Source organism: Providencia sp. PROV129 (assembly GCF_028482245.1).
GTDB lineage: Bacteria > Pseudomonadota > Gammaproteobacteria > Enterobacterales > Enterobacteriaceae > Providencia > Providencia vermicola.
Genome location: NZ_JAMPQD010000005.1, coordinates 98,719 through 123,669 on the forward strand (window position 1 = coordinate 98,719; position 24,951 = coordinate 123,669).

Consider the following 24,951-nt stretch of genomic DNA (forward strand, 5'->3'; position numbering starts at 1 on the left):
TGGTTTTGTATAGGCGCTCATGGGGTTCCTGTGAGCCCTATGAAAGACATCTCTTTGGGATGAACAACGTACACAGCAGCAAAAGAGTAGCATAATGATTGAAAGCGGCCTTATTTCCCAACAGCAAAAAACAGCGTTGCAGATGCGTTTGACTGCACCTAAACAGGTATGGTTACTTGCCGTTTTGGTTTTAGCCACCAGCGGTTGTGCTCACATTCCATCTCGTCCGTTAGTGGATACACAAACGACGGCTATTCCTTCTGCCCCTACAGCACCTTCCCCAAACGGTTCGATATTTCAAAGTGCCCAGCCTGCTTATTACGGTTATCAGCCGCTTTTTGAAGATAGGCGACCGCGTAATGTTGGCGATATTCTAACCATTAATTTGCAAGAAAATGTCAGCGCCAGCAAAAATTCCTCTGCCAATGCGAATCGCAGCGGTAAAACGGGGTTCCTTGCCGCGATATTACCTGGCTTTATGCAAGGGTGGATCGGTGGCAACAACACCGAACTGGATATCAAAGGAAACAGTGACTTTAGCGGTAAAGGTGGTGCAAATGCGAATAACACCTTTAAGGGAACCATTACGGTGACCGTCGACCAGTTACTGGCGAATGGCAATTTACATGTAGTGGGTGAAAAACGCATCGCAATTAACCAAGGCACTGAATCTATTCGTTTTTCGGGAGTGGTTAACCCACGAACTATTGGCTCAGATAACCATGTGAGCTCCACACAAGTGGCGGACGCTCGCATCGAATATGTTGGCGATGGTTATATCAACGAATCGCAAAATATGGGCTGGCTACAACGCTTTTTCTTAAATGTTTCGCCTTATTAATTAAACATTAGCGAGTAACGGCCGAGAGAATTCAATGAAAAACAACGTATTAATTTTGCTATCACTGTTTTGCTTTTTTACCTTTTCGGCGCACAGTGAGCGTATTAAAGATTTAACCACTGTTCAGGGGGTGCGCGATAACGCGTTGATTGGCTACGGTTTAGTGGTGGGTTTGGATGGCACGGGTGACCAAACCATGCAAACGCCGTTTACCACGCAAAGCTTAAATAACATGTTATCTCAGATGGGGATCACGGTGCCACCTGGCACGAATATGCAGCTTAAAAATGTGGCAGCGGTGATGGTCACGGCAAAACTGCCGCCTTTTGCACGCACAGGGCAATCGGTGGATATCGTGGTGTCTTCTATGGGGAACGCGAAAAGTTTACGTGGTGGCACACTCTTAATGACGCCATTAAAAGGCGTGGATGGACAAATTTATGCCATGGCACAAGGTAATATCCTCGTGGGTGGCGCAGGGGCAAGTGGTGGCGGTAGTAGCATCAAAGTTAACCAACTTAACGGTGGGCGCATTACTGGCGGGGCGACTATTGAACGCGAGCTGCCAAGCAGTTTTGGGCAAAGTGGTGCTATTAACCTGCAATTAAACGAAGACAGCTTCACATTAGCGCAAGATATCGCAGACGCTGTCAATCGTATGGGCGGGATGGGAACGGCTAGCGCATTGGATTCTCGTACAGTGCAATTATTAGTGCCTGCAAACAACCGAGACCAAGTGCAGTTCCTCGCTCGGGTACAAGAGCTGAATGTTCGCACGCCAATGGCAGAGGCCAAAGTGATCTTAAATTCACGGACGGGCTCAGTAGTGATCAATCGCAGTGTAACACTGGAAAGTTGCGCGGTAGCTCACGGCAGTTTGGCTGTCACCGTGGAAAGACAAACTCAAGTTAGCCAGCCAGATACACCGTTTGCGGGCGGACAAACTGTGGTAACACGTAACACCAGTGTCGGCGTACAAGACCGCGGTGGCGCGTTGCAAAAAGTCAATGCCAGCGTACAGCTCAACCAAGTGATTCAAGCACTGAATACATTAGGGGCAACACCAAACGACTTAATGTCGATTTTGCAAGCGATGGAAAGTGCAGGTTGTTTACGTGCGAAACTGGAGATTATCTAATGGGCGATATGCAGCTATTGCAAGGTGCGGCGTTCGATTTACAGTCGCTAAGTCAGTTAAAGGGCGAATTGAATAAAAACACGGAGCAAGGGCTGCGCCAAGTCACGCAGCAATTGGAAGCAACATTTGTCCAAATGATGCTAAAAAGCATGCGTGACGCACTCCCACAGGATGGCCTATTTTCCAATGACCAAACCCGTATGTTGACCAGTATGTATGACCAGCAAATTGCCCAAGACCTCTCCCAAAAAGGGTTAGGTTTTGGGGAGATGATGTACCAGCAACTGACGCGTGATCAACACACGTCAAGCGTCCCAAATTCCAACAGTTTACTGCCATTTGATGAAAAAACGGTGCAATCCTTACCGCCATTTAATATGGAACAGATGATGCGCCATTTTGCCCCGATGGGGGATGCGCTTTCTGCACCTTTGAAAAAAATCAAAGCGTTATCCCTTAACAGTAGCAACTTTATTAGCCGTTTGATTGAACCTGCTAAAGCCGCCAGTAAAGACAGTGGTATTTCCCATTTGCTGGTATTAGCACAAGCGGCGCTGGAAAGCGGTTGGGGGCAAAGGGAAATATTAAAAATGGATGGGAAAACCAGCCATAACTTATTTGGTATTAAAGCAGGGAAAAGTTGGCAGGGCCCTGTCACTAATATCATGACGACGGAAGTGATTAATGGCCAAACGATCAAAATGCGCGATGACTTTCGTGTTTATGGTTCATATGAAGAGGCCATTGCGGATTACATCAGTTTATTGACGGATAACCCACGCTATAAAGACGTCAAAAAAGCACCAACTCCTGAAATTGCGGCACGTCGTTTACATCAAGCAGGTTACGCCACAGACCCAGGTTATTCCGATAAATTAATCACCTTAATTAATCAAATACGAGGCAACCAGCCTGCGGCAAATACTTCAGCATCACGTGCTGTACAGGCTTATACCATCGACTTAAATGATATTTTCTAAAATACAGAATTTATACGTGTTAGGGCTAAATAATTACGTCGATTTTCCGATAACTAAATATGCTCTAAATAATTTGAGTTGCTATCGCCGACATTGTGTCAGCCAATGAACGCGATACGCACCCAGAACAGGAAAGCTTATGCTGAACAATGTAATGAATAATGCGCTCAGTGGTGTGAATGCTGCACAAGGCGGGTTAAGTGTGATTTCTAACAACTTAGCCAACGCTGGTGTGGGATATTATCACCGCCAAAGTGCTGTTTTCGGGGAGAATCCCGGTACGATGACACCGAGTGGCTATTTTGGTAACGGCACGTATTTCAGCCATGTTCGCCGTGAGTTTGATGAATTTATCAATGCACAGTACAGCCAAGCGCGTGCGCGCAGTGGTGACTACGAAGCGTACGTTAAAAACTGTAATAAAGTCGATGATTTGCTAACCAATGATATCGAAGATATCTCCAGCAATATTGGCAGCTTCTTCACGTCATTAGATGCGGCAACTAGTGATGCCAGTGATAAAACATTAATTAATGTTTTTCTTGGTAACTCTAATGCGTTGGTGAGCCAATTTAAAGAAGCAGACAGACGCTTACAAGAAATGGAGCGTGATGTTAATCGCCAAATCGAAAACAAGGTGAAAGACATTAACATCTACGCTGAGAAAATTGCAGGTTTAAACCAGCAAATCTCCCGTGTGCGTTCTGTCAGTGGCTCGGAACCTAATGACTTGCTTGATGTGCGAGATCGTTTAGTTAACGAAGTAAATTCGTTAATTGGCGTCAAAGTGATTGAGCAAAATGGCAACTATAACGTCACGTTTGCGAATGGCTTGCCATTAGTTACGGGGGAAAAAGCAAACCGTTTAGAAGCTGTGCCATCATCAAAAGATGATAGCCGCTTTAGCATTGGTTTTGTTGGCGCAAATGGCCAAGCCCGTGAAATTCCTGATGAATCTTTCCGTGGTGGAGAGCTCAGCGGTATCTTGCGTTCACGTCAAGATGTTATCGACCCCGCGTATCAAAAACTCAATAAGCTTGCGCTAGTTTTTGCTACCAAATTCAACGAAGTCCACAGTAAAGGCTATGATGCCAGCGGTAAAACGGGTGAGAACTTCTTTGAAATCGGTAAAGGCAATGTGGTGAGTAATACTCACAACACAGGCAAGGCTGATTTCGACTTAAAATACAGTGATGTTTCCAAAGTTACTGGTAGCAACTATGACATTCGCTTTGGTGATGATGGGTGGAGTGTTACGCGCTTACCTGAAGGCACTAAAGTTGCTTTAGATGATGATTCAACCGCGACGACACTGAAATTTGAGGGTATTGAAATTAATATCAGCAACAGCAGCGTGCAAAAAGGGGATTCATTCCTCGCGAAGCCTGTCAGTGGCGTGATTAATGGCATGCAAACGTTGATCAGCGATGCAACAAAATTTGCCGCCGCGGGCAGCAAAGACAGCGGCCCTGGTGATAACGAAAACATCAAAGAATTGGTGAAGTTACAAGACCAAAAACTGATTGATGGCGGCTCAACGTTTTCTGATTTCTACGCGACGTTAGTCAATGATGTCGGAAGCAAAACCAAACAAGCGCAAATTGACTCTGAAACGCAAAATAAAATGACAGAGAGTTTCTATGAACAAGAGCAAGCTATCTCTGGCGTGAATATGAATGAAGAAAGTATTCAAATGCAAAAGATCCAACAATTTTTCAATGCCAATGCGCAAGTGTTGAAAACCGTGGATGATTTGTTTAATGCGCTGATGCGTGCATTCTAAGTTTTAGCGATATAATAAGGATTTAGCGATGCGTTTAAGCACAAATATGATTTATCACCAACGCCTACAAGATATGAATAATTCCCAAGCGCGTTGGATGGAAGCAGGTAGCCAATTAGCATCAGGTAAGCGAGTTAGCAAACCGTCGGATGATCCACAAGCATCATCTCAAGCGGTACGAATTAACCAATCTGAAACTCGCAATCAGCAATACGTGACCAGCCGTGGATTTGCGAAAACGGGTATGACATTACAAATGAGCATTTTGACTCAAATGACGGATGTCACCACGCAGATTGATACCACGATTATTCAAGCCTCTAACCAAGGTGCTTTGAGTGATAAAGACCGCAATACATTAGCTGAGCAGTTAACAGGTTTGAAAGAACAACTGGTGGCATTGGGGAATTCCACAGACGGCAATGGGCGCTATATTTTTGCAGGTTTTAAATCGGATAAACCGCCTTTTGAAATTAACGCTGATGGGGATGTGCTCTATCACGGTGGTGATAAAGCGGTAATGCAGAATGTCTCCAGCGACCGTGAAATGACCACTTATTTCACAGGTGCTCAGGTATTTGATACAGACAGTAGTAATGTTGTGAATGTTTTCAAAGCATTAAATGCAGGTATTGACGCGTTAAAAATTCCACAGCAAGATGCACCACAAGCGGATTTAGACCGTGCGCAAGCAGGGATGGATGAAGCCAACCGTGGCATTAAAGCGGCACTAGACCAAATTTCCAATATTGAAGCAAAACAAGGCTTACAACTACAAGAAATTGATAAGTTGGATTTTTTAGCGGACACGCGTTCAATTCAAAATGCCGCCCGTAAAAGTGAGTTGCTTGAGACCAACTGGACAGGCACCACCACGGATTACTATAAAGAAAAAGCGATGTTTGAAGCATCACAAAGTATTTTCAAAGATTTAAACAGCATGTCTTTATTTGGTAGTCGTTAATCATCTAATACTTGAGTTCTACTCAACCGCGCTTTGCCGTTATTGGAGCGCGGTTTTTTTGTTTTAATTAATTATCGAATTATTAAATTAAAGTGTTGTTATCTGATGTTTTTATATTGAAAGTATACTATTCAATGTTATTTAAATTGGTGATGGTATTGTTTTTTTTAAATATTCTCTGCGCGTAAATATTTATTTTTGGTTATAAGAAAGGTCGAATTTTATATTGCAATTTGATGCTGTGGAAATACATTGAGATTTTATAATTTATTTGTGTGATTATTTTTTTACAGTGTGAAATATAATATATAGATGTTAAAAAAAAGAGATGGACAGTATTGGTTATATAAGATTATTATCAACTTGCTATAGCGTATTTAAATAATGCTATTGATTCTTCGAAAGGAAAATTTAATTCTCAATAGAGGTCTTATGGAAAAATTCAAAACTGTTATACAAGAAAATTCTGCAAATTTAAAAATTAAAAAAGATAGTGATGTATCTAAACTACTTGAATATATCAGAGGGGGGAAGTCTGAAGCTGCTGGAGGATGGGTTAATTTCCAATGGAAAAACACTTGGTAATATAAGTGCGGCTATGGCCGCATTTTCAATTAATTAAATAGTTAGTTATTATGCTAAAAATCAAACATTTTGAAGTTATACTTAAAATTAGTGAACGTTGTAATTTAAATTGTTCATACTGCTATATATTTAATATGGGAAGTGAATTAGCGCTAAATAGTGCTCCAGTTATATCCAATAATACAATAATAGAACTTAAAAGTTTTCTCGAAAGAGTGGCAGAAGAAGTTGAGCACCATGTAATACAAGTTGACCTACATGGAGGTGAACCTTTGATGCTCAAAAAAAAACGATTTATTTATCTTTGCGAAACTCTTCGTTCAGGAGACTATAAAGGGGCTGAGTTTCGTATTGGGTTACAGACTAATGCTACATTGATTGATGATGAATGGATCGAAATATTTGAAAAATACAAAGTATCTGTAAGTATTTCTATTGATGGGCCAAAGCATATAAATGATAGATATCGTTTAGATCACAAAGGGCGTAGTTCATATGAAGCAACAATGAATGGATATCAAATGTTATACTCAGCAGCGGAGAATAGAAAAATTCTTCCCATGCCGCCAATACTATCAGTCATCAATCCAGATGCTAGTGGTGAAGAACTTTTCGAATATTTTTACCATGACATGAAATGTAGAAAATTTGATTTTCTCCTTCCGGATAATAACTATGTAAATGTAGTCAATACAGAAGGAATCAAACGTTTTCTAGTTGAGATTTGTGATGCTTGGTTTGAGCAAAATGATCCAGAATGTGATATACGAATTTTATCAGCCTACCTTAGAATTTTAACTGGTGCTGAGGATTACATAGTCCTAGGGGTTACTCCTCAAAATGAATTACATCAAACAATAGCTATAACAGTGACCTCTACAGGCTATATCTATGTTGATGATACGTTACGTTCAACACTTTCAGACACCTTTGTTCCAATAAGTCATATTAGAGATGCTTCCTATCAAAAAATTGTTAATAGTCTTCCGATGCGAGAACTGAGTAAAATAGAATCTTTTTTACCTGAAGATTGTCATGGATGTATTTGGAAATCAGTTTGTGCAGGTGGGAGACCTATTAATAGATACTCACAAGATAGTGCTTTCAAGAAAAAGAAAATTTACTGTGATGCAATGCAGTCATTCCTCAGCCGTGGAGCAGCATATCTTATAAATCTAGGTATAAGTTCGAATGAAATAGCAAAAAATATAGGGATTGATAAAAATGCATAAATATTTATTTATTCTATTTTTTATTCTTGCCTCATCAATGAAACTTGTTTGGGCTGATATTCGTGTTCCTATTACCTTTGATGAAAAGAACATGCCATTAATATCTATGAATATCAATGGTCATGAAATTGACCGGATATTTATTGATACAGGAGCATCAAATGCTTTTTATTTTCCTAAAACTATCTTCGATTTAATTATTCCTAATTTTAATAAACGTGAGGCAGTCGTACAAAATTCTATTGATGTTTTTGGCCATAAAATTTCAACGGTTATGTCGAGAGGGGGGGATGTTAAAATTAATGGTGAAGCATTTAAAAATATGAATGTGGAAATATTAAAACCATGGGGTAAAGGAATGATAGATCAAAATGGAGAATATATTATTAATGGAGTGTTAGGGCTGGGTATTATGAATGGCAATAAAACACTGGTTATCGACTATATTTCAAACATTCTAATAATAACAAATGATTTAAATAAGATTCTTGATGGTTATAATTGGTATTCTTTAAATTACATTCGAACAAAACAAGGGTTTATGGTTGATGTAATATCTGATAGTAATGAAAAGTATAGGATGGTAATTGATACAGGAGCCAGTCATTCAGTTATCTTTACTGGTACTGAAAAAGGCTGTGTTAATGCTTCAACATCTTGCCCAAAAAAAATAATTACAACACCAGACTCGACTAATATTAATGCATTATTATTTCAAGTTAAAGATAGTAGGATAGATTTTGATGGATTGCTTGGTTATGATTATTTGTCAAATAGAATATTAGTTATAACAGATAATCAAATATTGATAAGTTTCCCTAAACATAATAATTAAAAGTTATTGTTTATGGATATATTTCGTAAGGAAGCTATTGCTAGTAATAAAGATAATTGGATCGGCAGAAACTCTAGAAGTATCCCGAAAGCATATGGAATACCTCTTTTTCTATGTTTTATAATTATTTTCGTACTGTTTCTTTTAATTGTTAAAGGTACTTATAGTATTAGTATCGAAGCTTCTGGGTATGTTGCTTTTAATCCTAATGCTTACTCTCTAATTGCACCTATGGATGGTACGGTAGAAGAGGTAGAGGTTTTTGACGGACAATATGTTAGTGTGAACAAAAAAATAATGCGTATTAATAATAAAATTAAAGGTACATCAGGGGTGGTTTCAAAAGAGAAAAGGAAAAATCTAAATAATAGAATGAAACTATTTAATGAAAAAATCACTCTATTAAATAAAAAAAGAGATGGAAACTTATTAAAATTGTCAGAAGCTATTTTGAATAAGAAAAATGAATTGAGAGATATTGAAGCTTTATTATCTGTTAATGAAATAATTTTTTCTTATTCAAAGGATAAGTATGATTCTTTTATTGGTTATAAAAATAAGGGGGTTATTTCTGAAATGATGTTATATGAATCAAGAGAAAGTGTATTGCTTAATGATGAAAAAATAAAAAACACATTAGTTAATTTGACTAGAGTTAAATCCGATTTAATCAATTTGGAAAAGGAAGTTAATGTATTGAATTTTAGTACGGATGAAATGATTAATGATGTAAAGCAATCTATGATTGAAGTTTCCCAACAATTAATGGAGGTCGATATTTCTGAAAATTTAGAAGTAGTTAGTCCAATTAGTGGGAATGTTGTTGGTATAAATAAAATACATGGGAATAAGGTTAAACAAGGAGATATTGTAGCTTCAGTTATACCTAAAGGTGCGGTTCCTGTTATTAGATTACAAGTTGCTGCAGAATCAGTAGGTGAAATTAAAATAGGACAAAAAGTAAAACTACGAGTCGCTGCTTATCCGTGGAAACGATATGGAAAATTTATTGCTACAATAATCTCAGTTTCAGAAGCCGTGGTCCATCAAGAAAATGGAAAGCATTTTATTGTGACTGTTTCTCCTGAAAGTCGTATAGGTTTACCGTTGAAGCAAGGAATGCAAATTGAGGCGTCAATCTTATCAGAGAAAAAAGAGTTATATAAATGGCTATTTAGAATAACTGATTAATAAAACGGTGATATGTATGAAATTCTTATCTATAACTTCTTTTTTTAGGAAATCTCTTCCTGTAATTCTTCAAGCTGAGGCCGCTGAGTGTGGCCTTGCTTGTGTAGCAATGATCGTGAATTATCACGGTTTTAAAATTGATATGATTTCAATTAGAAAACGCTTTGAAGTATCAAGTAATGGGATGAGTCTTAAAGATATAATAGTTTTAGGTGAAAAATTAAATATGACTTCCTCTCCTGTCAAGATAGAGTTAGAGGAGCTGAGGTCTTTATCGTTACCTTGTATTTTGCATTGGTCTTTTAATCATTTTGTAGTTCTTAAAAAAATATCTAGAAACGGTGGAATTATACATGATCCGAGTATAGGTGAAAGAAGTATTAGTCATTCTGAGCTATCGAGCTGTTTCACTGGAATAGTACTTGAAATGTCACCTAGCGCAAAATTTGAGAAGATTGAAAAATCCACTATACTAACACTAAAAGATATGTTAGCAGGAATAGAAGGCAAAATATCAGTATTAGCAAAGGTTATTATATTTTCAGCAGCTATAGAGATTATGACTCTTTTGATTCCAGCATCCTCTCAGTTTATATTAGATAATATTCTTAATACAGGTAATTTAGTCGCTCTCAATATTATTTTCTCTTTTATTATAATTATGATATTTGTGAGAATGTTGTTTACGTGGTTCAGAGATTGGAATATTACAGCAACAAAATATACAATTGGATTAACTTGGTCTGAAAGTTTTTTAAATAAATTAATTAGTCTTCCTGTGGTTTATTATAAAAAACGTTATTTGGGGGATGTGGTTTCTCGTTTACAGTCATTAAATGAAATTCAAGAGGCATTTACAGCTCGTATGATTAGTGCAATTCTTGATGCAATAATTACAGTTTTTCTACTTTTATTTATGGGTTTTTACAGTATTACATTATGCATAACGATTGTATTTATTGCATTAATTTATGCTTTGATTAAATGGGCTTTTTTTGGGGTGTATAAAATGGCTTTAATTGAATCAATTAATAAGACTGCAGCTCAAAGCTCTCATTTTATAGAAACAGTCCGTGGTATATCAACAATTAAAATGTTATCTTTGAGTACAAATAGAAAAATAAAATGGCTAAGACTTTCTACAGAGAGTATTTCTGCAAATATCAAGCTTTTTCGTATTGAACTTATTTTTCGATTAATTGGTGGATGCATGACCGGGTTAGTTGCATGTACGGTTATTTATGGCGGTGCACAATTAATTGAAAATGGTTTTTTTACTATGGGTATTTTATTTGCTTTTATGGTATATGCAGATACATTCATACAGAGAACTATAAATGTATGTGATGTAATATATGAATTTAAAATGTTGACTATACATACAGATAGACTTAGCGATGTGTTTTTTACTGAAAGTGAATACTCAGAAACGAATTATATTAAGGATGCTTCTGAAAATTTTGACGGTACATTAGAAATATTTTTATTGTCTTTCGCTTATTCAAATTATGAGCCTTTTATTTTTAAGAATGTATCTTTTACTATTGAGAAAGGAGAAAGTGTTGCATTTGTTGGTGTATCAGGATGTGGAAAATCCACATTGCTACATGTTATCGCATCTTTACTTACACCGACAAAAGGAGAAATTCGGTTTAGTAAAATTCCAATATCGAATATTGGAATTGAGGTGTATCGTAAATATATTTCTTATGTTCAACAAGATGATTTTTTATTCTCCGGAACATTAATGGATAATATTACCTGTTTTTCTGAACAGGTAGATATTGAATTTATGTATGATTGTGCAAGGATTGCATCTATTCATGATGATATTATTAATATGCCTAATGGGTATTGTTCCATAGTTGGTGACATGGGGAGTATGCTTTCTGGAGGGCAAAAACAAAGAATATTCCTTGCGCGTGCACTTTATAGAAGACCTAAAATACTCATTTTAGACGAATCTACCTCAGCTCTTGACATAAAAAATGAAAGAAATATAAATGCAGCGATTAAGGCCATGAAGATAACTCGTTTATTTGCTGCGCATCGCTTAGATGCTATTTCTGTTGCAGATAGAGTTTTTGATATGACTACTGGAATTATGATGACACCACAGGAATATTTATATTCTTTAAAAGTCAATAATGACTCATATATATAAATCGTAAAGGTAAGTTAGATTAATTGCTTTATGGTGATCTTGAGTAAATACTTAAACAAATAAAACCTCAATGAGGGCTGTTTAAATGCGGATTCACTGCCGCAGAAACGGCTTAGAAGGCCGTTGCTAATGATTAATTATCGACACTCAAACAAACAAATTAAACATCAGAGATAGCTGCTCAAATGCTTGGTGGATAAGCCGTTCGGTGTAGCGGGGGAGAATTGAAATAATCAACCCTAACATACTGATGCCAATGGTCAGTGTCAGTGGGAAGCCGACCACAAATACCGACAGTTGTGGAGTCATACGGTTTAAAATACCCAGCGCAAGGTTAAGAATTAAAAATAAGGTAATAAACGGTAAGGCTAACATTAACCCATTAATAAATATGGTATTGGCGAATTGAACGAATACCCAAAAACCATCACGATTTAATGGTGCGGTTTGAATTGGGATAAGCTCAAATGAATTGACCACAATATAAATAAGCCACAAGTGCCCATCGAAAGCGAGAAACAATAAAATGGTAATTACATTGAAAATACGCCCTAAAATTGGCATGTTTGGGCCGCCAGTTGGGTCAAAAAAAGTGGCGAACGATAATCCCATTTGCAAACCAATCACTTCCCCTGCATGACGAACTGCCGCAAATGCCATCTGCATGGTTAAGCCCATTGCGATGCCAATCACCATTTGTTGCACTATCACCCACAAGCCCATTGCCGAAAATAACGGAATATTTACGACGGGAAGTTGCGGGGAAACAATCAAGACAACAAAAAAGGCAAGGGCGACACGAACCTTGGTAATGGCTTGTTTTTCATTGAAAAAAGGCGCTGTACCCAGCAGCGCTAAGAGGCGTATAAATGGGTAAAAACCTTGGCTAAGCCAGAGGGTCAGGGTTTCGCTGGTAATGGTTAGCATCGTTAGCCAATGATGAAGGGTAAATTACTAAGCAAAGTGCGCATGTAGTCAATCAGTAGATTGAGCATCCACGGGCCAGCAATAATGATCACCGAAATCACGGATAAAATTTTGGGAATAAAAGATAACGTCATCTCATTAACTTGGGTGGCAGCTTGTAACAGGCTGATAATCAAACCTGCTGCGAGGGCGGCAAGTAATAACGGCGCTGCTAGCATTAGTGCGATTTTCATCGCTTCTGTTCCCATCGCCATTACGGATTCAGGTGTCATAATTGTTCCTAATTAAAAAAGCTTTGCGATAATGAGCCAAGCAATAATTGCCAGCCATCGACGAGAACAAATAACATCAGCTTAAATGGCAATGAAACTGTTGCTGGGGGAACCATCATCATCCCCAATGCCATCAAGACGCTGGCGACCACTAAGTCGATGATCAAAAACGGAATGAAAATCGTAAAGCCTATTTGAAAGGCGGTTTTTAGTTCACTGGTAATAAACGCAGGGACTAAAATACGCAGCGGTACATCTTTGGCTTCTTGGATATCTCCCACCTTGGCGATACGTGCAAATAACGCAAGGTCAGATTCGCGCGTTTGCCCTAGCATAAATGTACGTAACGGTGCCGTGCCTTTTTCCAGAGCTGTCTCAAGGCTGATTTTATCTTCGCTAAAAGGCTGATAAGCTTCACGATAGACTTGGTCTGCAACAGGGGACATCACGAAAAAAGTCAGAAACAGCGCTAAGCCAAGCAGCACTTGGTTAGGTGGGGCAGATGGTGTCCCTAACGCATTTCGTAGCAAGCCCAGCACGATAATGATGCGTGTAAAACTGGTCATCATTAACAGTAGTGCGGGGATAAAGCCTAATAACGTTAAAAACAGCAAGGTTTGGACGGGTAACGACCAAGTTTGTCCGCCATCAGCTAAACTGTGGCTGATGACCGCAGGTAACGCTGCAAAAGCGGAATGGGGTAAAGCAAACAGAAGCGCAGCAACAAACAACGCGTTTTTTACAAGTGACATGCGAGCTTCCGATTACTTATACAAAGGAGTCACTGACGCTGCATGGTTCGCAGCATCTTGTTTTTTCTTGAAAACAGATTGAAACGTCAGTGGTTCATTTATTGAAACGGGTAAATGCTCAGTTTGTACAGGGTATTGATGTAGCACATTGATATTTTGCGCCGTCACCCCAAGAACTAAACATTCATTATTCACTTCGACCACGACAACCCGTTCTTTATTACCTAATGAGCAACTGCTTTTGACTTTTATCAGCGAGTCTTTGCCAAATTTTTTCGGGGCGAATCCCAGCTTTTTAACCAACCAAGCACCTGCGAGGATCAGCAAAATAATGCCACCGAGTGAACCTGAAATTTGTACCAAGCTATCATTTTGGTTAATGGCTGGTGCATTCGGCTCACTGAGCGAAATCGTATTGGATAAAAATGGCGCTGTTTGCGGCTGCGTTATGGGTTCGATTTGCGAAAACATTGTCATTGGCAATTGCCCTTGTATTTTAACGACTCAAGCGGCGCATACGTTCTGAAGGCGTAATGATGTCAGTAATACGGATACCGTAATTATCTGAAACCACGACAACTTCACCCTGCGCAATTAAATAGCCGTTGATTAAAATATCCAGAGGTTCGCCCGCTAAACCATCTAAAGACACCACAGAGCCTTGGGATAAACTCAGCAGTTTTTTAATGGTCATTTTGGTGCGACCTAGTTCAACCGACAGGCGAACGGGAATGTCCATAATCATGTCGATATCGGAGAGCTGATTTAATGGGTTTTGCCCATCAAAGTTATCAAAAGCCTGTGCACCAGCAGAGGCGGATTCCGCTTTTTTTTGCTGTTCTAACGCTTCAGCCCACAGGTCTTCACTGTCGTGATTGGTTGATGCATCAGGAGAGTTCTTCGCCTCACTCATTGGTACTTTCCTCATCTAGAGTGTTTAAAACAGGGTTAATCAAATGTTCTACACGCAACGCATATTGGCCATTTTGAGTGCCGTATTGACTGGTCAACACAGGTACGCCATCGACATTCACCATTAGGCGGTCTGGCTTCTCAATGGGGATAACATCCCCTTTTTGCAGTTGCAGTAAGCGAGAAATTCGCATTGGAATGTCAACAAAGTTGGCAACCAACTCAAGTTCAGAACGTTTAACTTGGGTCACAAGGTTAGAGACCCATGCTTCATTTTCCTGATGCCCTTGCTCCACGGGTGGGTTGATTAAACGCTCACGCAATGGCTCAATCATGGCAATAGGGATACAAATGCTGAATTCACCCACCGTGTTGCCAATCTCAACTAAAAACGGTGTAGTCACGACAATATCGTTTGGTGAAGTGGTGATATTGGTAAATTTAACTTGCACCTCAGAACGTACATATTCCACTTCGATATCAGCAATGGGCTTCCATGCATCACGATATGCGCCCAGTGCTAATTTCAACATGCGGTTAATAATACGTTGTTCCGTATTGGTAAACTCTTTACCTTCTTGGCGAACAGGGAAACGACCATCGCCACCAAATAGGTTATCCACAGCGATATACACTAACGCGGGTTCGAAGGTAAATAGGGCCGTGCCTCGCAAAGGTGGCATATGAATGAGATTTAAGTTCGTTGGCACGGGTAAGTTGCGAGCAAATTCATGATAAGGCTCGATTTTAATGCCACCAACGGTGATGTCTGGGCTACGGCGTAACATGTTAAACAGCCCCATGCGGAACTGACGGGCGAAACGCTCATTAATGATTTCAAGGGATTGCATTCGCTCACGAATAACCCGACGTTGGGTATTCGGGTCATAAGGACGAACGTGGTCTTTCCCTTGCATTTCAGGTGCAGGCGTGTTGCTTGATGGCGCATCATCATTAAGAAGCGCATCAATTTCAGCCTGAGATAAAATATTATCGCTCATGAATATTACCGCAGAATAAAAGTCGTAAATAACACATCTGAAATATCCTGATCGGTATCGCCAGGGATCAGGGTTGGGGTGAGCGTTTGCTTAATTTCTTTCATTAGCTGCAACTTACCATCATGATTTTCAATGTTTTTGGCTTTTTGCTCAGACAAAAGTAGCAGTAAGCGACTGCGAACTTCAGGAAGGTATTCATGAAGTTGCTTGCGAGATTTTTCATTCGCAAGGCGCAATGTTACGTGGATATAAAGCACGCGGTCAGGGCCGTCAACACCCGCTAAGTTCACCGTAAAGGGCTCTAATTCCATAAAAATTGGCTGCGGCATATTCGGGCGCTTTTCGTCCTCACTTGCCGTTTGAGTGTCTTGCTGTGTCGTCCACCAGGTGTACCCACCAAAACCAGCACCCGCGAGGGCAACAAGGGCGAACAGAATGAGTAACCCTTTATTCGAACGTTTAGATTCTTTGCGTGACGACATGTTAGCTGAATTCCTGTTTCTTGGATGCTAAACCCAAATGGGTTTTTTCTTTATGATCTCTAGCATTATGGCTTGCTTGCTGAGAGTTAAAGGAGTGAAAAACGAAACAAAAAGGCGGTAACTCGGCGCTTTAGTTGTGAAATCACCGCATTTTGTTTATTAATTATGCAAAGGTACTGATACCACCTTGGCGCACTTGGGTGGTTTTAGCCGAAACAGTGGCATTGGCTTCACTGATGCCAACTACGCCAACCGACGGATGTGTTGCTTGAATTTGCCCATCACGATGCTGTTGTGAGCCTTGTTGTGAACCATCGGATTGGTGGTTTAAGTTCTCCTGCCCAACAGAACCTTGTGCCAGATGAATGCCACTTTCTTGTAGCGCACTGCGTAGCACTGGCATCATCGACTCCATCGCTGCGCGAACATGGCTATGAGGCGACACAAAATGCATCACCGCTTGGTTATCTTCGATACGTAAATGCACATTGAGTGAACCTAATTCTTCAGGGTGTAAACGAATTTGTGCTTGGGAAACCCCTTGGCGTGAGAAAAACAGCATGTGCTGGCTTAACTGCTGTTGCCATGCTTCACTGCCTAGTTGACTGGTTAAATGCAGGTTTGGCGCTGCTGTTGGCGCATTCATCGCCGCAGCTTGAACCGTTGAGGTCGTTGGCATCATACTGATTGGCTGCGTATTGGTATGGTGCGAGGCGCTGGAGGTAAATGCTCCCGTGTCCGTTTGCAAGGTAAACGCGCCTTTTGCTGTTTGGCTTAACGTTTCGTTCGTTACTGTTTGCATGTTAGCAAGGGGGTCTTTGTCGCTAACTTTTTTGTTCAACGGCATAAAGTCTTGAGTTAGGTTTTTCCCACGGACATCTCGTGGGTTATCAAGTGCAAAAAGCGGTTGATCGCGGCGCTCTTCTTTTTCATTCTTAATCACGGTGCCTAAAGCAGGGGCTTCGTCTACACCCGCTAATTGCAATTGCGACCCTTCAAGGTGCTTGCCATCATCAGGTAACACATCATGAGTACCTTGGTTAAGCTGCTGCATGCGCTGGGTAAATGCCCCAAGCGTGGAGTGAGTTTCTGGCGGCGTTAAAGGTTTCGCCGTTAATTGCGCTTGATTGCTTAACGATTGCTTTAAGTTATTGAGCCAAGATTGCTCATTGGCTTCTTTACCTGTTAATAAATCAGCATTCAATGCAGTTTGTACACTATCTGGGCGCAAATTACGGCTAAAGTTCAGTTGCTCTATCGTGTTTTCCGCACTTTTTTGCGAGACACTCGTTGGCTCAGCGTTTTTTTCATTTGTACTGGTCAGTTTATTATCAACAATCTCTTTGTTGACAGATTTTTCGTCGATAGGCGGGGTAACCGTGCTTTCTTTAGGGGCAGGCTGTTGGTTATCCAACACTGCTTGGAAAGGCAGGGCGGGTGCTTGGTTTTCATCAATGCGTGATTCATTTTGTTGCGCGTTATTGTTTTTAGCTGGCGCAAGTGTTGGTACGCTATTGGCGTTGATGTCCATCTATTGTGTTCTCCGTAAAGTCGCGCGTTGAGCAAATTCATCCATTTGCTTTTGCTCTAAGCGATTTTGACGTTGGTATTCAGTTTGTTCAGCGCGTTGAATTAAGGTATCGAATGCATTGACGCGTTGTTGTTTTTCTTGCCAATGGCGGTTGGCATCGTTAACGCGTTGTTCCCATACATTAAGCTGCTGCTGTTGCTGTTCGATGGTCAGCTCTAAAGTGACCAAAAACTGTTGGTAATTCTGCCATTTGTCTGATGCCATCCCGCTGTGTAGCGTTTGGTTTAGCTTTTGTCGGTATTCAGACTGGTAGTTTTCCAACATATGTAGTTGTTGCGCCATTTGCGTGTGTGTTTGGCGCACTTGAGCTAACACTTTTGCGGCCTCTTCAGAGGCTTCCTCAGCTAAGCTGAGTAAAGTTGTCAACGCATTGTTTTTGGCCATTTATCCTCTCATTACTCGTTGGGAACAACTTGCATCAGCTGTTCGCAAGCGGTTTGATAGTCACAACGCTCATCAATATCTTGCTGTAAAAATGCCGACATCCGTGGGTAATACTGAATAGCGGTATCCAACATGGGGTCGCTCCCCATGGCATATGCCCCCACATTGATTAGATCGCGGTTACGTTGATAACTAGACGTTAACTGTTTAAACCGCTGAATTTTTCGATAATGTTCTTTGGGAATTAATTCGGTCATTGCACGGCTAATAGAGGCTTCAATATCAATAGCAGGGTAATGCCCAGATTCGGCTAAAGAGCGAGAAAGCACGATGTGACCATCAAGGATCGCGCGGGCAGAGTCTGCAATGGGGTCTTGTTGGTCATCCCCTTCGGTCAAGACGGTGTAAAATGCGGTGATTGAACCGCCATTTTTACCGTTCCCCGCACGTTCAACTAGCGCAGGCAGTTTAGCGAAAACAGACGGTGGATAGCCTTTTGTCGCAGGTGGTTCGCCCACGGCAAGGGCAATTTCACGTTGTGCCATACTGTAGCGGGTGAGTGAGTCCATAATCAGCAATACGCTAAGGCCTTGGTCGCGAAAATATTCGGCAATACGCGTGGCATAAGAGGCACCTTGCATACGCAAAAGCGGCGAAACATCCGCAGGTGCAGCAACCACAACGGCACGTTTTAAGCCTTCAACCCCTAAAATATTTTCGATAAAGTCTTTAACTTCACGTCCCCGTTCACCAATTAAACCAACGACGATAATATCGGCTTGAGTAAACCGCGCCATCATACCAAGTAGTACACTTTTACCGACCCCTGATCCAGCAAACAAGCCCATACGCTGCCCGCGCCCAACGGTGAGTAAGGCATTGATTGCGCGAACGCCCACATCCAGCACACTGCTAATCGGCGTGCGTTCTAATGGGTTGATGGGGGGCGTGATGAGCGGTGCACGGGCTTTCACTTCTAAAGGCCCCTTACCATCAAGGGGAGTGCCTTGGGCATCCAATACACGGCCTAACAGTTCATTACCAATCGGCAGTAAGCGGCTGGTTTGCCCATCCTCACCCGTTGATTGTGCATATACGCGGGCACCAGGGGCTATTCCTTCAAGGTCAGCGAGTGGCATCAGTAGCATGCGAGGGCCATTAAAACCAACCACTTCGCAAACTACCTCATCCGTGCCACCATTGATGGCGCGTTCAATAAAGCAGGTGGCACCAAGTGGCATTTTTATGCCTTCGGCTTCCATCACCAACCCCGTTATTTTGGTTAAACGGCCATAACGGCGCACCATCGGGATCCCTTTCATCCGCGATTCTAAATCGTCAAGCGAGGCAATCCAGCGTCCCAAACGTGCGGTCATGAAAGGCTCTCCGGTGCATATAAACGGCATAACTCTTGCCAACGGGTTGCGACAGTCATATCGATTTCACCATCTTCGGCGACAACACGACAGCCACCTAAGTGCAATTTCGGGTCAGCTACTAAGCGCCAACCGTGTAGGTTTAATAATGAGCCAAGATGCTGCTCTATAAGCTCAAAGTGATTCGGGTTGACGTGCAGCTCAGGTTGACCTGCAAAGATTGGTTTTTGTTGTAGTAAATGGCTGATTTCTTCAAGTAGGGCCGTGCCATCGCAAACGGTGGATTGCCCCAGCACTTGTTTCGCTGCGGTTAAGGCAATTTGCAATAATTTGGTTGTTACCACCGTATCGAAGGTATCGAGGGAGTAATTAAACTCCGACAATAATTTCTGCCAGGTTTCAATAACAGGTTGCTGTAAAGCAAGTGCTTGCTCACGCCCTTGCTCTTCCCCAGCCCGTAAACCTTGTTCAAAACCTGCTTGGTAGCCTTCTTTTTGGCCTTTTTCATAGCCTTGTTGAAACCCAGTGCGTTGGGCGTCTTCTTTAATATTATCCAGTAGGTTAATCTGCTCTAACACTTCTTTGGGCTCAAGACATGGCACTTTGGGTGTGTCAGGCTCAGGGACATCACTTAATGATGGGATAGCGGATGCGTTCAGCTCCCATTGATTAAGTTCACGTAATTTCCATGGCTGCCATTGGTCATGAGTCGGTTTTGTTTTAGACATACACGTCGTCTCCACCACCGATGGCGATTTCGCCTTTCTCGACTAAGCGGCGAACAATAAGCAGGATAGCTTTTTGCTCGTTTTCCACTTGGGACATACGCACTGGTGAGCGGGATTCCAAATCGTCGCGAACAATTTCCGCTGCACGCGCTGCCATATTGTTGAGGAAGTGGTCGCGCAGAGCTTGGTTGCTGCCTTTGAGGGCAATAACCAGCGAGTCGGTAGACACTTCTTGCAAAATACGTTGAATGCTGCGGTTGTCCACTTCGATAAGGTTTTCGAACAGGAACATTTCATCAATGATACGTTGTGCCAGTTCGCCATCGTAATCACGCATTGCATCGATAACGCTTTCTTCTTGCTGGCTCTTCATCAGGTTGATAATTTCGGCAGCCGTTCTTATGCCACCCATTTTGCTGCGTTTGAGGTTTTGGCCATCCAGCAAATTGTTTAACACTTCGGTCAGCTCGGCAAGTGCTGCAGGTTGTACGCCACCGAAAGTCGCGATACGCAGCATAATATCGTTGCGTTGGCGTTCTTCGAACAACTCCAAAACATCGGCAGCCAGGTTGCGTTTTAAGTGAACCAAAATCGTGGCGATAATCTGTGGATGTTCATCACGGATAATATCAGCAACGGTTTGTGGCTCCATATAGTTGAGGCTTTCGATACCTGAGGTGGTTTCTTGTTTTTCAAAGATATCTTCAAGCAGGCTCGCAGCACGCTCTTCACCTAGCGCCTTGATAAGGACAGAGCGTAGGTAGTCATTGGTGTTAATGTTCAGCGCCGCAAATTGAATTGCCGACTCTTCAAACTCGGTGAGGACTTCCGCCAGTTCGTTATTGGAGATCTGGCGCATGTTAGACACCGCCATACTCAGTTGCTGAACTTCTTTTGGATTCAGGTGTTTAAATACTTCTGCAGCCTGATCTTCGCCGAGTGTCATTAACATCACGGCGCTTTTTTCTGTTCCACTTAAACTCATTACGCTTTTCCTAACCACTGACGGATAACCATTGCCACGATTTGTGGGTCTTTTTCGGCCATTTCGCGAATACGTTGACTTTGGATTTCAGCGCTAACACGTTGGCGAGTGAGACGGCGGCGAGTTTGCTCATCCATGTCTTCGTTAATTTCTTCGTCTACCACAAGTGGTGTTTTCATCTGCGTTGCTACAAACATTTCTGCATCAGTTTGAGCTTGTTGCGTTTTACGGTATTTAACCCATTGCGGTTTGATACCAAAACGCCACATAAACCAAGCAATTAGGGCAATAAGCAGAATTTTGCCGTAATCCAGTAACTGGGCGATAAATTGCGGGCTTTCCAGTAACGACGGTTCAACTTCAACTGGCGTGTCATTCGTAAATAACGAGTTGGTGATATTCAACGAGTCGCCACGTGCAGTGGAGTAGCCCATTGCTTCACGAGTTAATGCTTCAATTTGCTGCATCATCTCAGGTGGCAATGGCTTCATTTCTGCGCCATTTTCACCTTCTTGTGAATGGTAATTGACGATAACTGCGACCGAGAGCCTATCGACTACGCCAATTTGCCGTTGGGTATGACTAATTTTGCGATCCACCTCGTAATTGGTCGTTTCATCGCTTTGCGAGTTAGTCGTGTTATTACGGTTATTGGTGGTTTGCTGTGCGTCTTTATTGTCTTTATTTGTTTCAATTGGTGCAGTTGGTGCACTAACGGGTTGGTTTGATAACGCGCCTGGTACGCCACCTGTTCCGCCATTGTTATTTTGCATACTTTGGCTGTTTTGGCGGGAACGGATAGCGGCGCTATTTGCTGCTTGGTTTGGTTTATATTCTTCTGAGGTTTGTTCTACCTTGGAGAAATCCATTTGTGCGGTGACTTGTGCATGAATATTTGCACGACCCACTAATGGAGAAAGAATATCTTCAATGCGCTGTTTAAGATGGGATTCCATCTCTTTGGTCATTTTAATTTGCGCACTGTTAGCGGATTGCTGGCTGTTATCGTTATTGGTGAGTAAGCGACCCGCTTGGTCAACAATAATGACATTTGTTGCTGTTAGCCCAGTGACACTGCTCGACACCATATGGACGATAGCGCTAATTTGCCCTTCATCAAGCATTCGGCCAGGCAATAAACCTACGGTGACTGAGGCGGTAGGCAATTTTTGCTCACGCACAAATAAGGTAGGTTTAGGGATAGCTAAATGCACTCGTGCACTTTGGACAGGGCTGAGTGACTCAATTGTGCGCGATAACTCACCTTCCAGCGCACGCTGGTAGTTAATTTGTTCGCTAAACTGGCTAATACCAAACTGTTCTTTATCCAACAGTTCGAAACCTGTGTTCCCCCCTTTGGGCAAGCCTGATTGGGCCAGCTTTAATCGTAACTCATGCACTTTATCGGCAGGTACTAAAATGGCGCTACCATTATCGGCGATTTGATAAGGGACGTTCATCTGCGTTAGCTGACCAACAATGTCGCCACCATCCTTAGCACTTAAGTTGCTAAGCAGGACACGGTAGTCGGGGCTACGTAACCAGAGCAGGAGGGCAACGATAATTGCGATGGCAGCAGCGGCTGCAATCATTAGCGGTATTTTAGGATCGGCTTTAATGCGGTCAACCATTGAGGCAAACCCTTTTTTAGCCTCTCCTGTGTCTTTAGATGCGGCACTCATAAATATTCCCTGCTTGGCAGACTACTAGACGGATGAAAATACTTTTGGTGAAACAATGTTATTTCCCTCTTCGTAACGTCACTTTTTCACTTTGCTATTATTTCTTGTCTTGGGGCAATCTAATGACGGAATCAGCCTATAAATTTGGTGTTATTTATCGGCTTCAAGTTAAAAAGGGTGTGGTAGGGTAAGCTCGACGAATGAATTAGTGGTACATATTCACTATATTGAGAAGAGAACATCATGACAGTTCAAGCCATTGAAGGGGTTATTTCACAATTAAATGTGGTAGCGACGCAAGCGACTAACCCAATAAAACCTACTATTGAGCCAGTGGGCTTTGCGGATCACCTTGTTGCATCCGTTAACCAAATCAATAAAACACGCAATGATTCTGCGAAGCAAATTGAAGATTTTACCCTTGGGAAGCAAGATATTTCCCTAAATGATGTGATGGTGGATATGCAAAAAGCCAGTCTAAGTCTGCAAATGGGTATTCAAGTGCGAAATAAACTAGTTGCGGCGTATCAAGAGATTATGTCAATGCCAGTGTGAGTTATTTATCTATTTGAATATTATTATAAATTAATGGTCTTATCGTGGCGTGTTAGTAGCAACGATAAGGCATTTTTATTCAAAATAATAATTGGCTTGAGTGACTTTGAGTTATCCAGCGATCAAATATCATAATTCCATTTTGACGATACCCATCTTATTTATACGCTAATAAAGGCTGTAAGATAACCTGCAAATAACGCCAAATATGTCTAATTTGTTGTCCTATTCATATCAAGATAGCCAATAAAAATGTGTAAAAAAAGTGCCATTGAAAACTTGAAATATTCGCTGTGAGCCTTATATAAATAATGCACCAAGCTAAAGCATGACGCCACACTAGGTTGATGGTGCAAGGTTATATAGGTTTAGTTTACGATATAGAATATTGAAGGAGCGTTTATGTCTAACATTCGATCTTTTTCATTATTTCCAACATTATCAGATAACTTGCTTTCAAATAGGTTTGATCAAATAGACAGATTGTTTAGCCAATTAACAGGTAATCGGCCGTTAACTACAGAGCATCCTTATAATTTAAAACAAATAGACGATACGCACTATCAATTAACAGTGAGTGTGCCAGGTTATAAGGAAGATGACTTAACGGTGTCCATGAAAGGTGGGAAATTGTGCATACAAGGTGAGCAATCTACTGAATTAAACAATGACTCAGAAAAATGGATCCATAAAGGAATTACGCAAAACACGTTCTCCCTTGAGTTTAATTTAGGTAAAAATGTGAAAATTGAATCTGCTGAATTATCGGGTGGGTTATTAGCATTAGATATTGAATATGAAATTCCAGAGGAAGAAAAAACGCAAGTCATCGCGATTGAAAATAAAGATATAAAATCATAGTGTTACTGATTTTAGCCCGCCAGAAATGGCGGGTTTTTTATGTCTAAAATAAGGATGGAAATTGTGTTCTATTAGGCGCAATTTTTAATGGAATTACCCATGGGTTTGCGGGCAGGGTGTAAAATAAAATTGCAATTATGTTTTATGTGTGGCTTAATGTCGTCACTGGTTTGGAAGTACAGGCCTATTTATGCTAGTCAGTTTAAAGTTGTTCACCATTAAGCGTTATCTCAGATACCCCTTCATTGCGAATTCCTTCTAATTAATTCCATAAGTACCAATAAACAACCAAACGAACACATGCCTTATGGCAATTAAAAAAATTAAAGGAAATTCTATGTCTAATACAATGACTGGTTCAGTAAAATGGTTTAACGATGATAAAGGTTTTGGTTTTATTACTCCTGCAGATGGCAGCAAAGATGTGTTTGTTCACTTCTCTGCAATCCAGAGTGATAACTTTAAATCTTTAGCTGAAGGCCAACAAGTTTCATTTTCTATCGAAAATGGCGCAAAAGGCCCAGCAGCTGCAAACGTAATTGCACTGTAAAAATTAATAAAAATCTATTTAGGTTTAATTATTCACACTTTTGTAAAAGTGCGATAAAACCTTAGGCTTATTAATAGCCAATTAGAATATTATTTAAAACCTCGCACTGCGAGGTTTTGTTGTATATAAGACTGACTAAATGTATTTATTATAAGCATTATTGTCATCGAACTAGGAATT

The 24,951-nt window shown here is 41.1% G+C and carries 26 protein-coding genes; 13 read left to right on the forward strand and 13 right to left on the reverse strand.

Going from position 1 to position 24,951, the window contains the following annotated elements; genetic code table 11:
• The first annotated feature begins 142 nt into the window (after window positions 1–142).
• From PSF27_RS02045 to PSF27_RS02090, 10 genes are all read left to right on the forward strand, one after another.
• Complete coding sequence (locus PSF27_RS02045) at window positions 143–841, forward strand: flagellar basal body L-ring protein FlgH (RefSeq protein ID WP_241016843.1); 699 nt, start codon at window positions 143–145, stop codon at window positions 839–841.
• 34 nt (window positions 842–875) lie between these two features.
• Window positions 876–1,979 carry a flagellar basal body P-ring protein FlgI gene (locus PSF27_RS02050; protein ID WP_206083852.1) on the forward strand — a complete coding sequence of 368 codons (1,104 nt, stop codon included), beginning with the start codon at window positions 876–878 and terminating at the stop codon, window positions 1,977–1,979.
• A complete protein-coding gene (gene flgJ, locus PSF27_RS02055) occupies window positions 1,979–2,959 on the forward strand; it encodes a flagellar assembly peptidoglycan hydrolase FlgJ (RefSeq protein WP_272538685.1) in 981 nt (326 codons plus the stop codon). The genes PSF27_RS02050 and flgJ overlap by 1 nt, the downstream gene beginning before the upstream one ends.
• 139 nt (window positions 2,960–3,098) lie before the next feature.
• A complete protein-coding gene (flgK, locus tag PSF27_RS02060) occupies window positions 3,099–4,742 on the forward strand; it encodes a flagellar hook-associated protein FlgK (protein ID WP_272680780.1) in 1,644 nt (547 codons plus the stop codon).
• Window positions 4,743–4,770: 28 nt separating this feature from the next.
• Window positions 4,771–5,706, forward strand: a complete 936-nt coding sequence (gene flgL, locus PSF27_RS02065) for a flagellar hook-associated protein FlgL (protein WP_272680781.1) — start codon at window positions 4,771–4,773, stop codon at window positions 5,704–5,706.
• A gap of 432 nt (window positions 5,707–6,138) precedes the next feature.
• Complete coding sequence (locus tag PSF27_RS02070; RefSeq protein WP_272538684.1) at window positions 6,139–6,291, forward strand: hypothetical protein; 153 nt, start codon at window positions 6,139–6,141, stop codon at window positions 6,289–6,291.
• Window positions 6,292–6,341: 50 nt separating this feature from the next.
• Window positions 6,342–7,523: a cyclophane-forming radical SAM/SPASM peptide maturase XyeB gene (gene xyeB, locus PSF27_RS02075; RefSeq protein WP_272680782.1), complete on the forward strand. Its 1,182-nt coding sequence runs from the start codon at window positions 6,342–6,344 to the stop codon at window positions 7,521–7,523.
• Window positions 7,516–8,358: a hypothetical protein gene (locus PSF27_RS02080; RefSeq protein WP_272680783.1), complete on the forward strand. Its 843-nt coding sequence runs from the start codon at window positions 7,516–7,518 to the stop codon at window positions 8,356–8,358. Before xyeB ends, PSF27_RS02080 begins: the two co-directional genes overlap by 8 nt.
• 12 nt (window positions 8,359–8,370) lie before the next feature.
• Entirely contained in the window at window positions 8,371–9,549 is a 1,179-nt protein-coding gene (locus PSF27_RS02085) for an HlyD family secretion protein (protein ID WP_272680784.1), read from the forward strand.
• Window positions 9,550–9,565: 16 nt separating this feature from the next.
• The gene (locus PSF27_RS02090; RefSeq protein ID WP_272680785.1) at window positions 9,566–11,713 is read left to right on the forward strand and encodes a peptidase domain-containing ABC transporter; all 2,148 of its coding nucleotides are present in this window, start codon (window positions 9,566–9,568) and stop codon (window positions 11,711–11,713) included.
• Between the two features lie 147 nt (window positions 11,714–11,860).
• On the opposite strand, the gene fliR is transcribed toward PSF27_RS02090, so the two are convergent.
• The 13 genes from fliR to fliF form a co-directional block, all read right to left on the reverse strand.
• The gene (fliR, locus tag PSF27_RS02095; protein WP_117162049.1) at window positions 11,861–12,640 is read right to left on the reverse strand and encodes a flagellar biosynthetic protein FliR; all 780 of its coding nucleotides are present in this window, start codon (window positions 12,638–12,640) and stop codon (window positions 11,861–11,863) included.
• Between the two features lie 2 nt (window positions 12,641–12,642).
• Window positions 12,643–12,912: a flagellar biosynthesis protein FliQ gene (fliQ, locus tag PSF27_RS02100; protein WP_206083863.1), complete on the reverse strand. Its 270-nt coding sequence runs from the start codon at window positions 12,910–12,912 to the stop codon at window positions 12,643–12,645.
• Window positions 12,913–12,920: 8 nt separating this feature from the next.
• Window positions 12,921–13,664 (reverse strand): flagellar type III secretion system pore protein FliP, encoded by a 744-nt coding sequence (gene fliP, locus PSF27_RS02105; protein ID WP_206083864.1) that lies wholly within the window; start codon window positions 13,662–13,664, stop codon window positions 12,921–12,923.
• 12 nt (window positions 13,665–13,676) lie between these two features.
• Window positions 13,677–14,141, reverse strand: coding sequence for a flagellar biosynthetic protein FliO (gene fliO, locus PSF27_RS02110; protein ID WP_272538679.1), 465 nt, complete (start codon window positions 14,139–14,141; stop codon window positions 13,677–13,679).
• A gap of 19 nt (window positions 14,142–14,160) precedes the next feature.
• Window positions 14,161–14,577, reverse strand: a complete 417-nt coding sequence (fliN, locus tag PSF27_RS02115; protein ID WP_004255621.1) for a flagellar motor switch protein FliN — start codon at window positions 14,575–14,577, stop codon at window positions 14,161–14,163.
• A complete protein-coding gene (gene fliM, locus PSF27_RS02120; protein ID WP_206083866.1) occupies window positions 14,570–15,577 on the reverse strand; it encodes a flagellar motor switch protein FliM in 1,008 nt (335 codons plus the stop codon). The genes fliN and fliM overlap by 8 nt, the downstream gene beginning before the upstream one ends.
• A gap of 5 nt (window positions 15,578–15,582) precedes the next feature.
• Window positions 15,583–16,059 carry a flagellar basal body-associated protein FliL gene (fliL, locus tag PSF27_RS02125; RefSeq protein ID WP_206083867.1) on the reverse strand — a complete coding sequence of 159 codons (477 nt, stop codon included), beginning with the start codon at window positions 16,057–16,059 and terminating at the stop codon, window positions 15,583–15,585.
• A 163-nt stretch (window positions 16,060–16,222) separates the two neighbouring features.
• Window positions 16,223–17,590 (reverse strand): flagellar hook-length control protein FliK, encoded by a 1,368-nt coding sequence (locus PSF27_RS02130; RefSeq protein WP_272680786.1) that lies wholly within the window; start codon window positions 17,588–17,590, stop codon window positions 16,223–16,225.
• Window positions 17,591–18,034 carry a flagellar export protein FliJ gene (gene fliJ / locus PSF27_RS02135; RefSeq protein WP_272680787.1) on the reverse strand — a complete coding sequence of 148 codons (444 nt, stop codon included), beginning with the start codon at window positions 18,032–18,034 and terminating at the stop codon, window positions 17,591–17,593.
• Between the two features lie 11 nt (window positions 18,035–18,045).
• Window positions 18,046–19,410 (reverse strand): flagellar protein export ATPase FliI, encoded by a 1,365-nt coding sequence (gene fliI, locus PSF27_RS02140; RefSeq protein ID WP_272680788.1) that lies wholly within the window; start codon window positions 19,408–19,410, stop codon window positions 18,046–18,048.
• Window positions 19,407–20,138: a flagellar assembly protein FliH gene (gene fliH / locus PSF27_RS02145; RefSeq protein ID WP_206083870.1), complete on the reverse strand. Its 732-nt coding sequence runs from the start codon at window positions 20,136–20,138 to the stop codon at window positions 19,407–19,409. The genes fliI and fliH overlap by 4 nt, the downstream gene beginning before the upstream one ends.
• Window positions 20,131–21,123, reverse strand: a complete 993-nt coding sequence (gene fliG, locus PSF27_RS02150) for a flagellar motor switch protein FliG (RefSeq protein WP_206083871.1) — start codon at window positions 21,121–21,123, stop codon at window positions 20,131–20,133. The genes fliH and fliG overlap by 8 nt, the downstream gene beginning before the upstream one ends.
• On the reverse strand, window positions 21,123–22,805 hold the full coding sequence (gene fliF, locus PSF27_RS02155) for a flagellar basal-body MS-ring/collar protein FliF (RefSeq protein ID WP_206083872.1): 1,683 nt from the start codon (window positions 22,803–22,805) through the stop codon (window positions 21,123–21,125). Before fliF ends, fliG begins: the two co-directional genes overlap by 1 nt.
• 243 nt (window positions 22,806–23,048) lie before the next feature.
• Between fliF and fliE the strand changes: the two genes are divergently transcribed.
• From fliE to cspE, 3 genes are all read left to right on the forward strand, one after another.
• Window positions 23,049–23,360 carry a flagellar hook-basal body complex protein FliE gene (gene fliE / locus PSF27_RS02160; RefSeq protein WP_206083873.1) on the forward strand — a complete coding sequence of 104 codons (312 nt, stop codon included), beginning with the start codon at window positions 23,049–23,051 and terminating at the stop codon, window positions 23,358–23,360.
• Between the two features lie 402 nt (window positions 23,361–23,762).
• On the forward strand, window positions 23,763–24,221 hold the full coding sequence (locus PSF27_RS02165) for an Hsp20 family protein (RefSeq protein WP_206083874.1): 459 nt from the start codon (window positions 23,763–23,765) through the stop codon (window positions 24,219–24,221).
• A gap of 337 nt (window positions 24,222–24,558) precedes the next feature.
• Complete coding sequence (gene cspE, locus PSF27_RS02170; RefSeq protein WP_206083875.1) at window positions 24,559–24,771, forward strand: transcription antiterminator/RNA stability regulator CspE; 213 nt, start codon at window positions 24,559–24,561, stop codon at window positions 24,769–24,771.
• Window positions 24,772–24,951 lie beyond the last annotated feature (180 nt).

Bases quoted from the DNA above. Each gene is read 5' to 3' on its own strand.
- fliF (WP_206083872.1), bottom strand. From the start codon at position 22,805: ATGAGTGCCGCATCTAAAGACACAGGAGAGGCTAAAAAAGGGTTTGCC.
- xyeB (WP_272680782.1), top strand. From the start codon at position 6,342: ATGCTAAAAATCAAACATTTTGAAGTTATACTTAAAATTAGTGAACGT.
- PSF27_RS02045 (WP_241016843.1), top strand. From the start codon at position 143: ATGCGTTTGACTGCACCTAAACAGGTATGGTTACTTGCCGTTTTGGTT.
- fliJ (WP_272680787.1), bottom strand. From the start codon at position 18,034: ATGGCCAAAAACAATGCGTTGACAACTTTACTCAGCTTAGCTGAGGAA.
- fliP (WP_206083864.1), bottom strand. From the start codon at position 13,664: ATGTCACTTGTAAAAAACGCGTTGTTTGTTGCTGCGCTTCTGTTTGCT.
- PSF27_RS02090 (WP_272680785.1), top strand. From the start codon at position 9,566: ATGAAATTCTTATCTATAACTTCTTTTTTTAGGAAATCTCTTCCTGTA.
- fliG (WP_206083871.1), bottom strand. From the start codon at position 21,123: ATGAGTTTAAGTGGAACAGAAAAAAGCGCCGTGATGTTAATGACACTC.
- fliI (WP_272680788.1), bottom strand. From the start codon at position 19,410: ATGACCGCACGTTTGGGACGCTGGATTGCCTCGCTTGACGATTTAGAA.
- fliQ (WP_206083863.1), bottom strand. From the start codon at position 12,912: ATGACACCTGAATCCGTAATGGCGATGGGAACAGAAGCGATGAAAATC.
- fliE (WP_206083873.1), top strand. From the start codon at position 23,049: ATGACAGTTCAAGCCATTGAAGGGGTTATTTCACAATTAAATGTGGTA.
- flgK (WP_272680780.1), top strand. From the start codon at position 3,099: ATGCTGAACAATGTAATGAATAATGCGCTCAGTGGTGTGAATGCTGCA.
- PSF27_RS02080 (WP_272680783.1), top strand. From the start codon at position 7,516: ATGCATAAATATTTATTTATTCTATTTTTTATTCTTGCCTCATCAATG.
- flgJ (WP_272538685.1), top strand. From the start codon at position 1,979: ATGGGCGATATGCAGCTATTGCAAGGTGCGGCGTTCGATTTACAGTCG.
- flgL (WP_272680781.1), top strand. From the start codon at position 4,771: ATGCGTTTAAGCACAAATATGATTTATCACCAACGCCTACAAGATATG.
- fliR (WP_117162049.1), bottom strand. From the start codon at position 12,640: ATGCTAACCATTACCAGCGAAACCCTGACCCTCTGGCTTAGCCAAGGT.
- PSF27_RS02085 (WP_272680784.1), top strand. From the start codon at position 8,371: ATGGATATATTTCGTAAGGAAGCTATTGCTAGTAATAAAGATAATTGG.
- fliM (WP_206083866.1), bottom strand. From the start codon at position 15,577: ATGAGCGATAATATTTTATCTCAGGCTGAAATTGATGCGCTTCTTAAT.
- fliH (WP_206083870.1), bottom strand. From the start codon at position 20,138: ATGTCTAAAACAAAACCGACTCATGACCAATGGCAGCCATGGAAATTA.
- fliN (WP_004255621.1), bottom strand. From the start codon at position 14,577: ATGAGTGAGGCGAAGAACTCTCCTGATGCATCAACCAATCACGACAGT.
- PSF27_RS02130 (WP_272680786.1), bottom strand. From the start codon at position 17,590: ATGGACATCAACGCCAATAGCGTACCAACACTTGCGCCAGCTAAAAAC.
- PSF27_RS02165 (WP_206083874.1), top strand. From the start codon at position 23,763: ATGTCTAACATTCGATCTTTTTCATTATTTCCAACATTATCAGATAAC.
- cspE (WP_206083875.1), top strand. From the start codon at position 24,559: ATGTCTAATACAATGACTGGTTCAGTAAAATGGTTTAACGATGATAAA.
- fliL (WP_206083867.1), bottom strand. From the start codon at position 16,059: ATGTCGTCACGCAAAGAATCTAAACGTTCGAATAAAGGGTTACTCATT.
- PSF27_RS02050 (WP_206083852.1), top strand. From the start codon at position 876: ATGAAAAACAACGTATTAATTTTGCTATCACTGTTTTGCTTTTTTACC.
- fliO (WP_272538679.1), bottom strand. From the start codon at position 14,141: ATGACAATGTTTTCGCAAATCGAACCCATAACGCAGCCGCAAACAGCG.
- PSF27_RS02070 (WP_272538684.1), top strand. From the start codon at position 6,139: ATGGAAAAATTCAAAACTGTTATACAAGAAAATTCTGCAAATTTAAAA.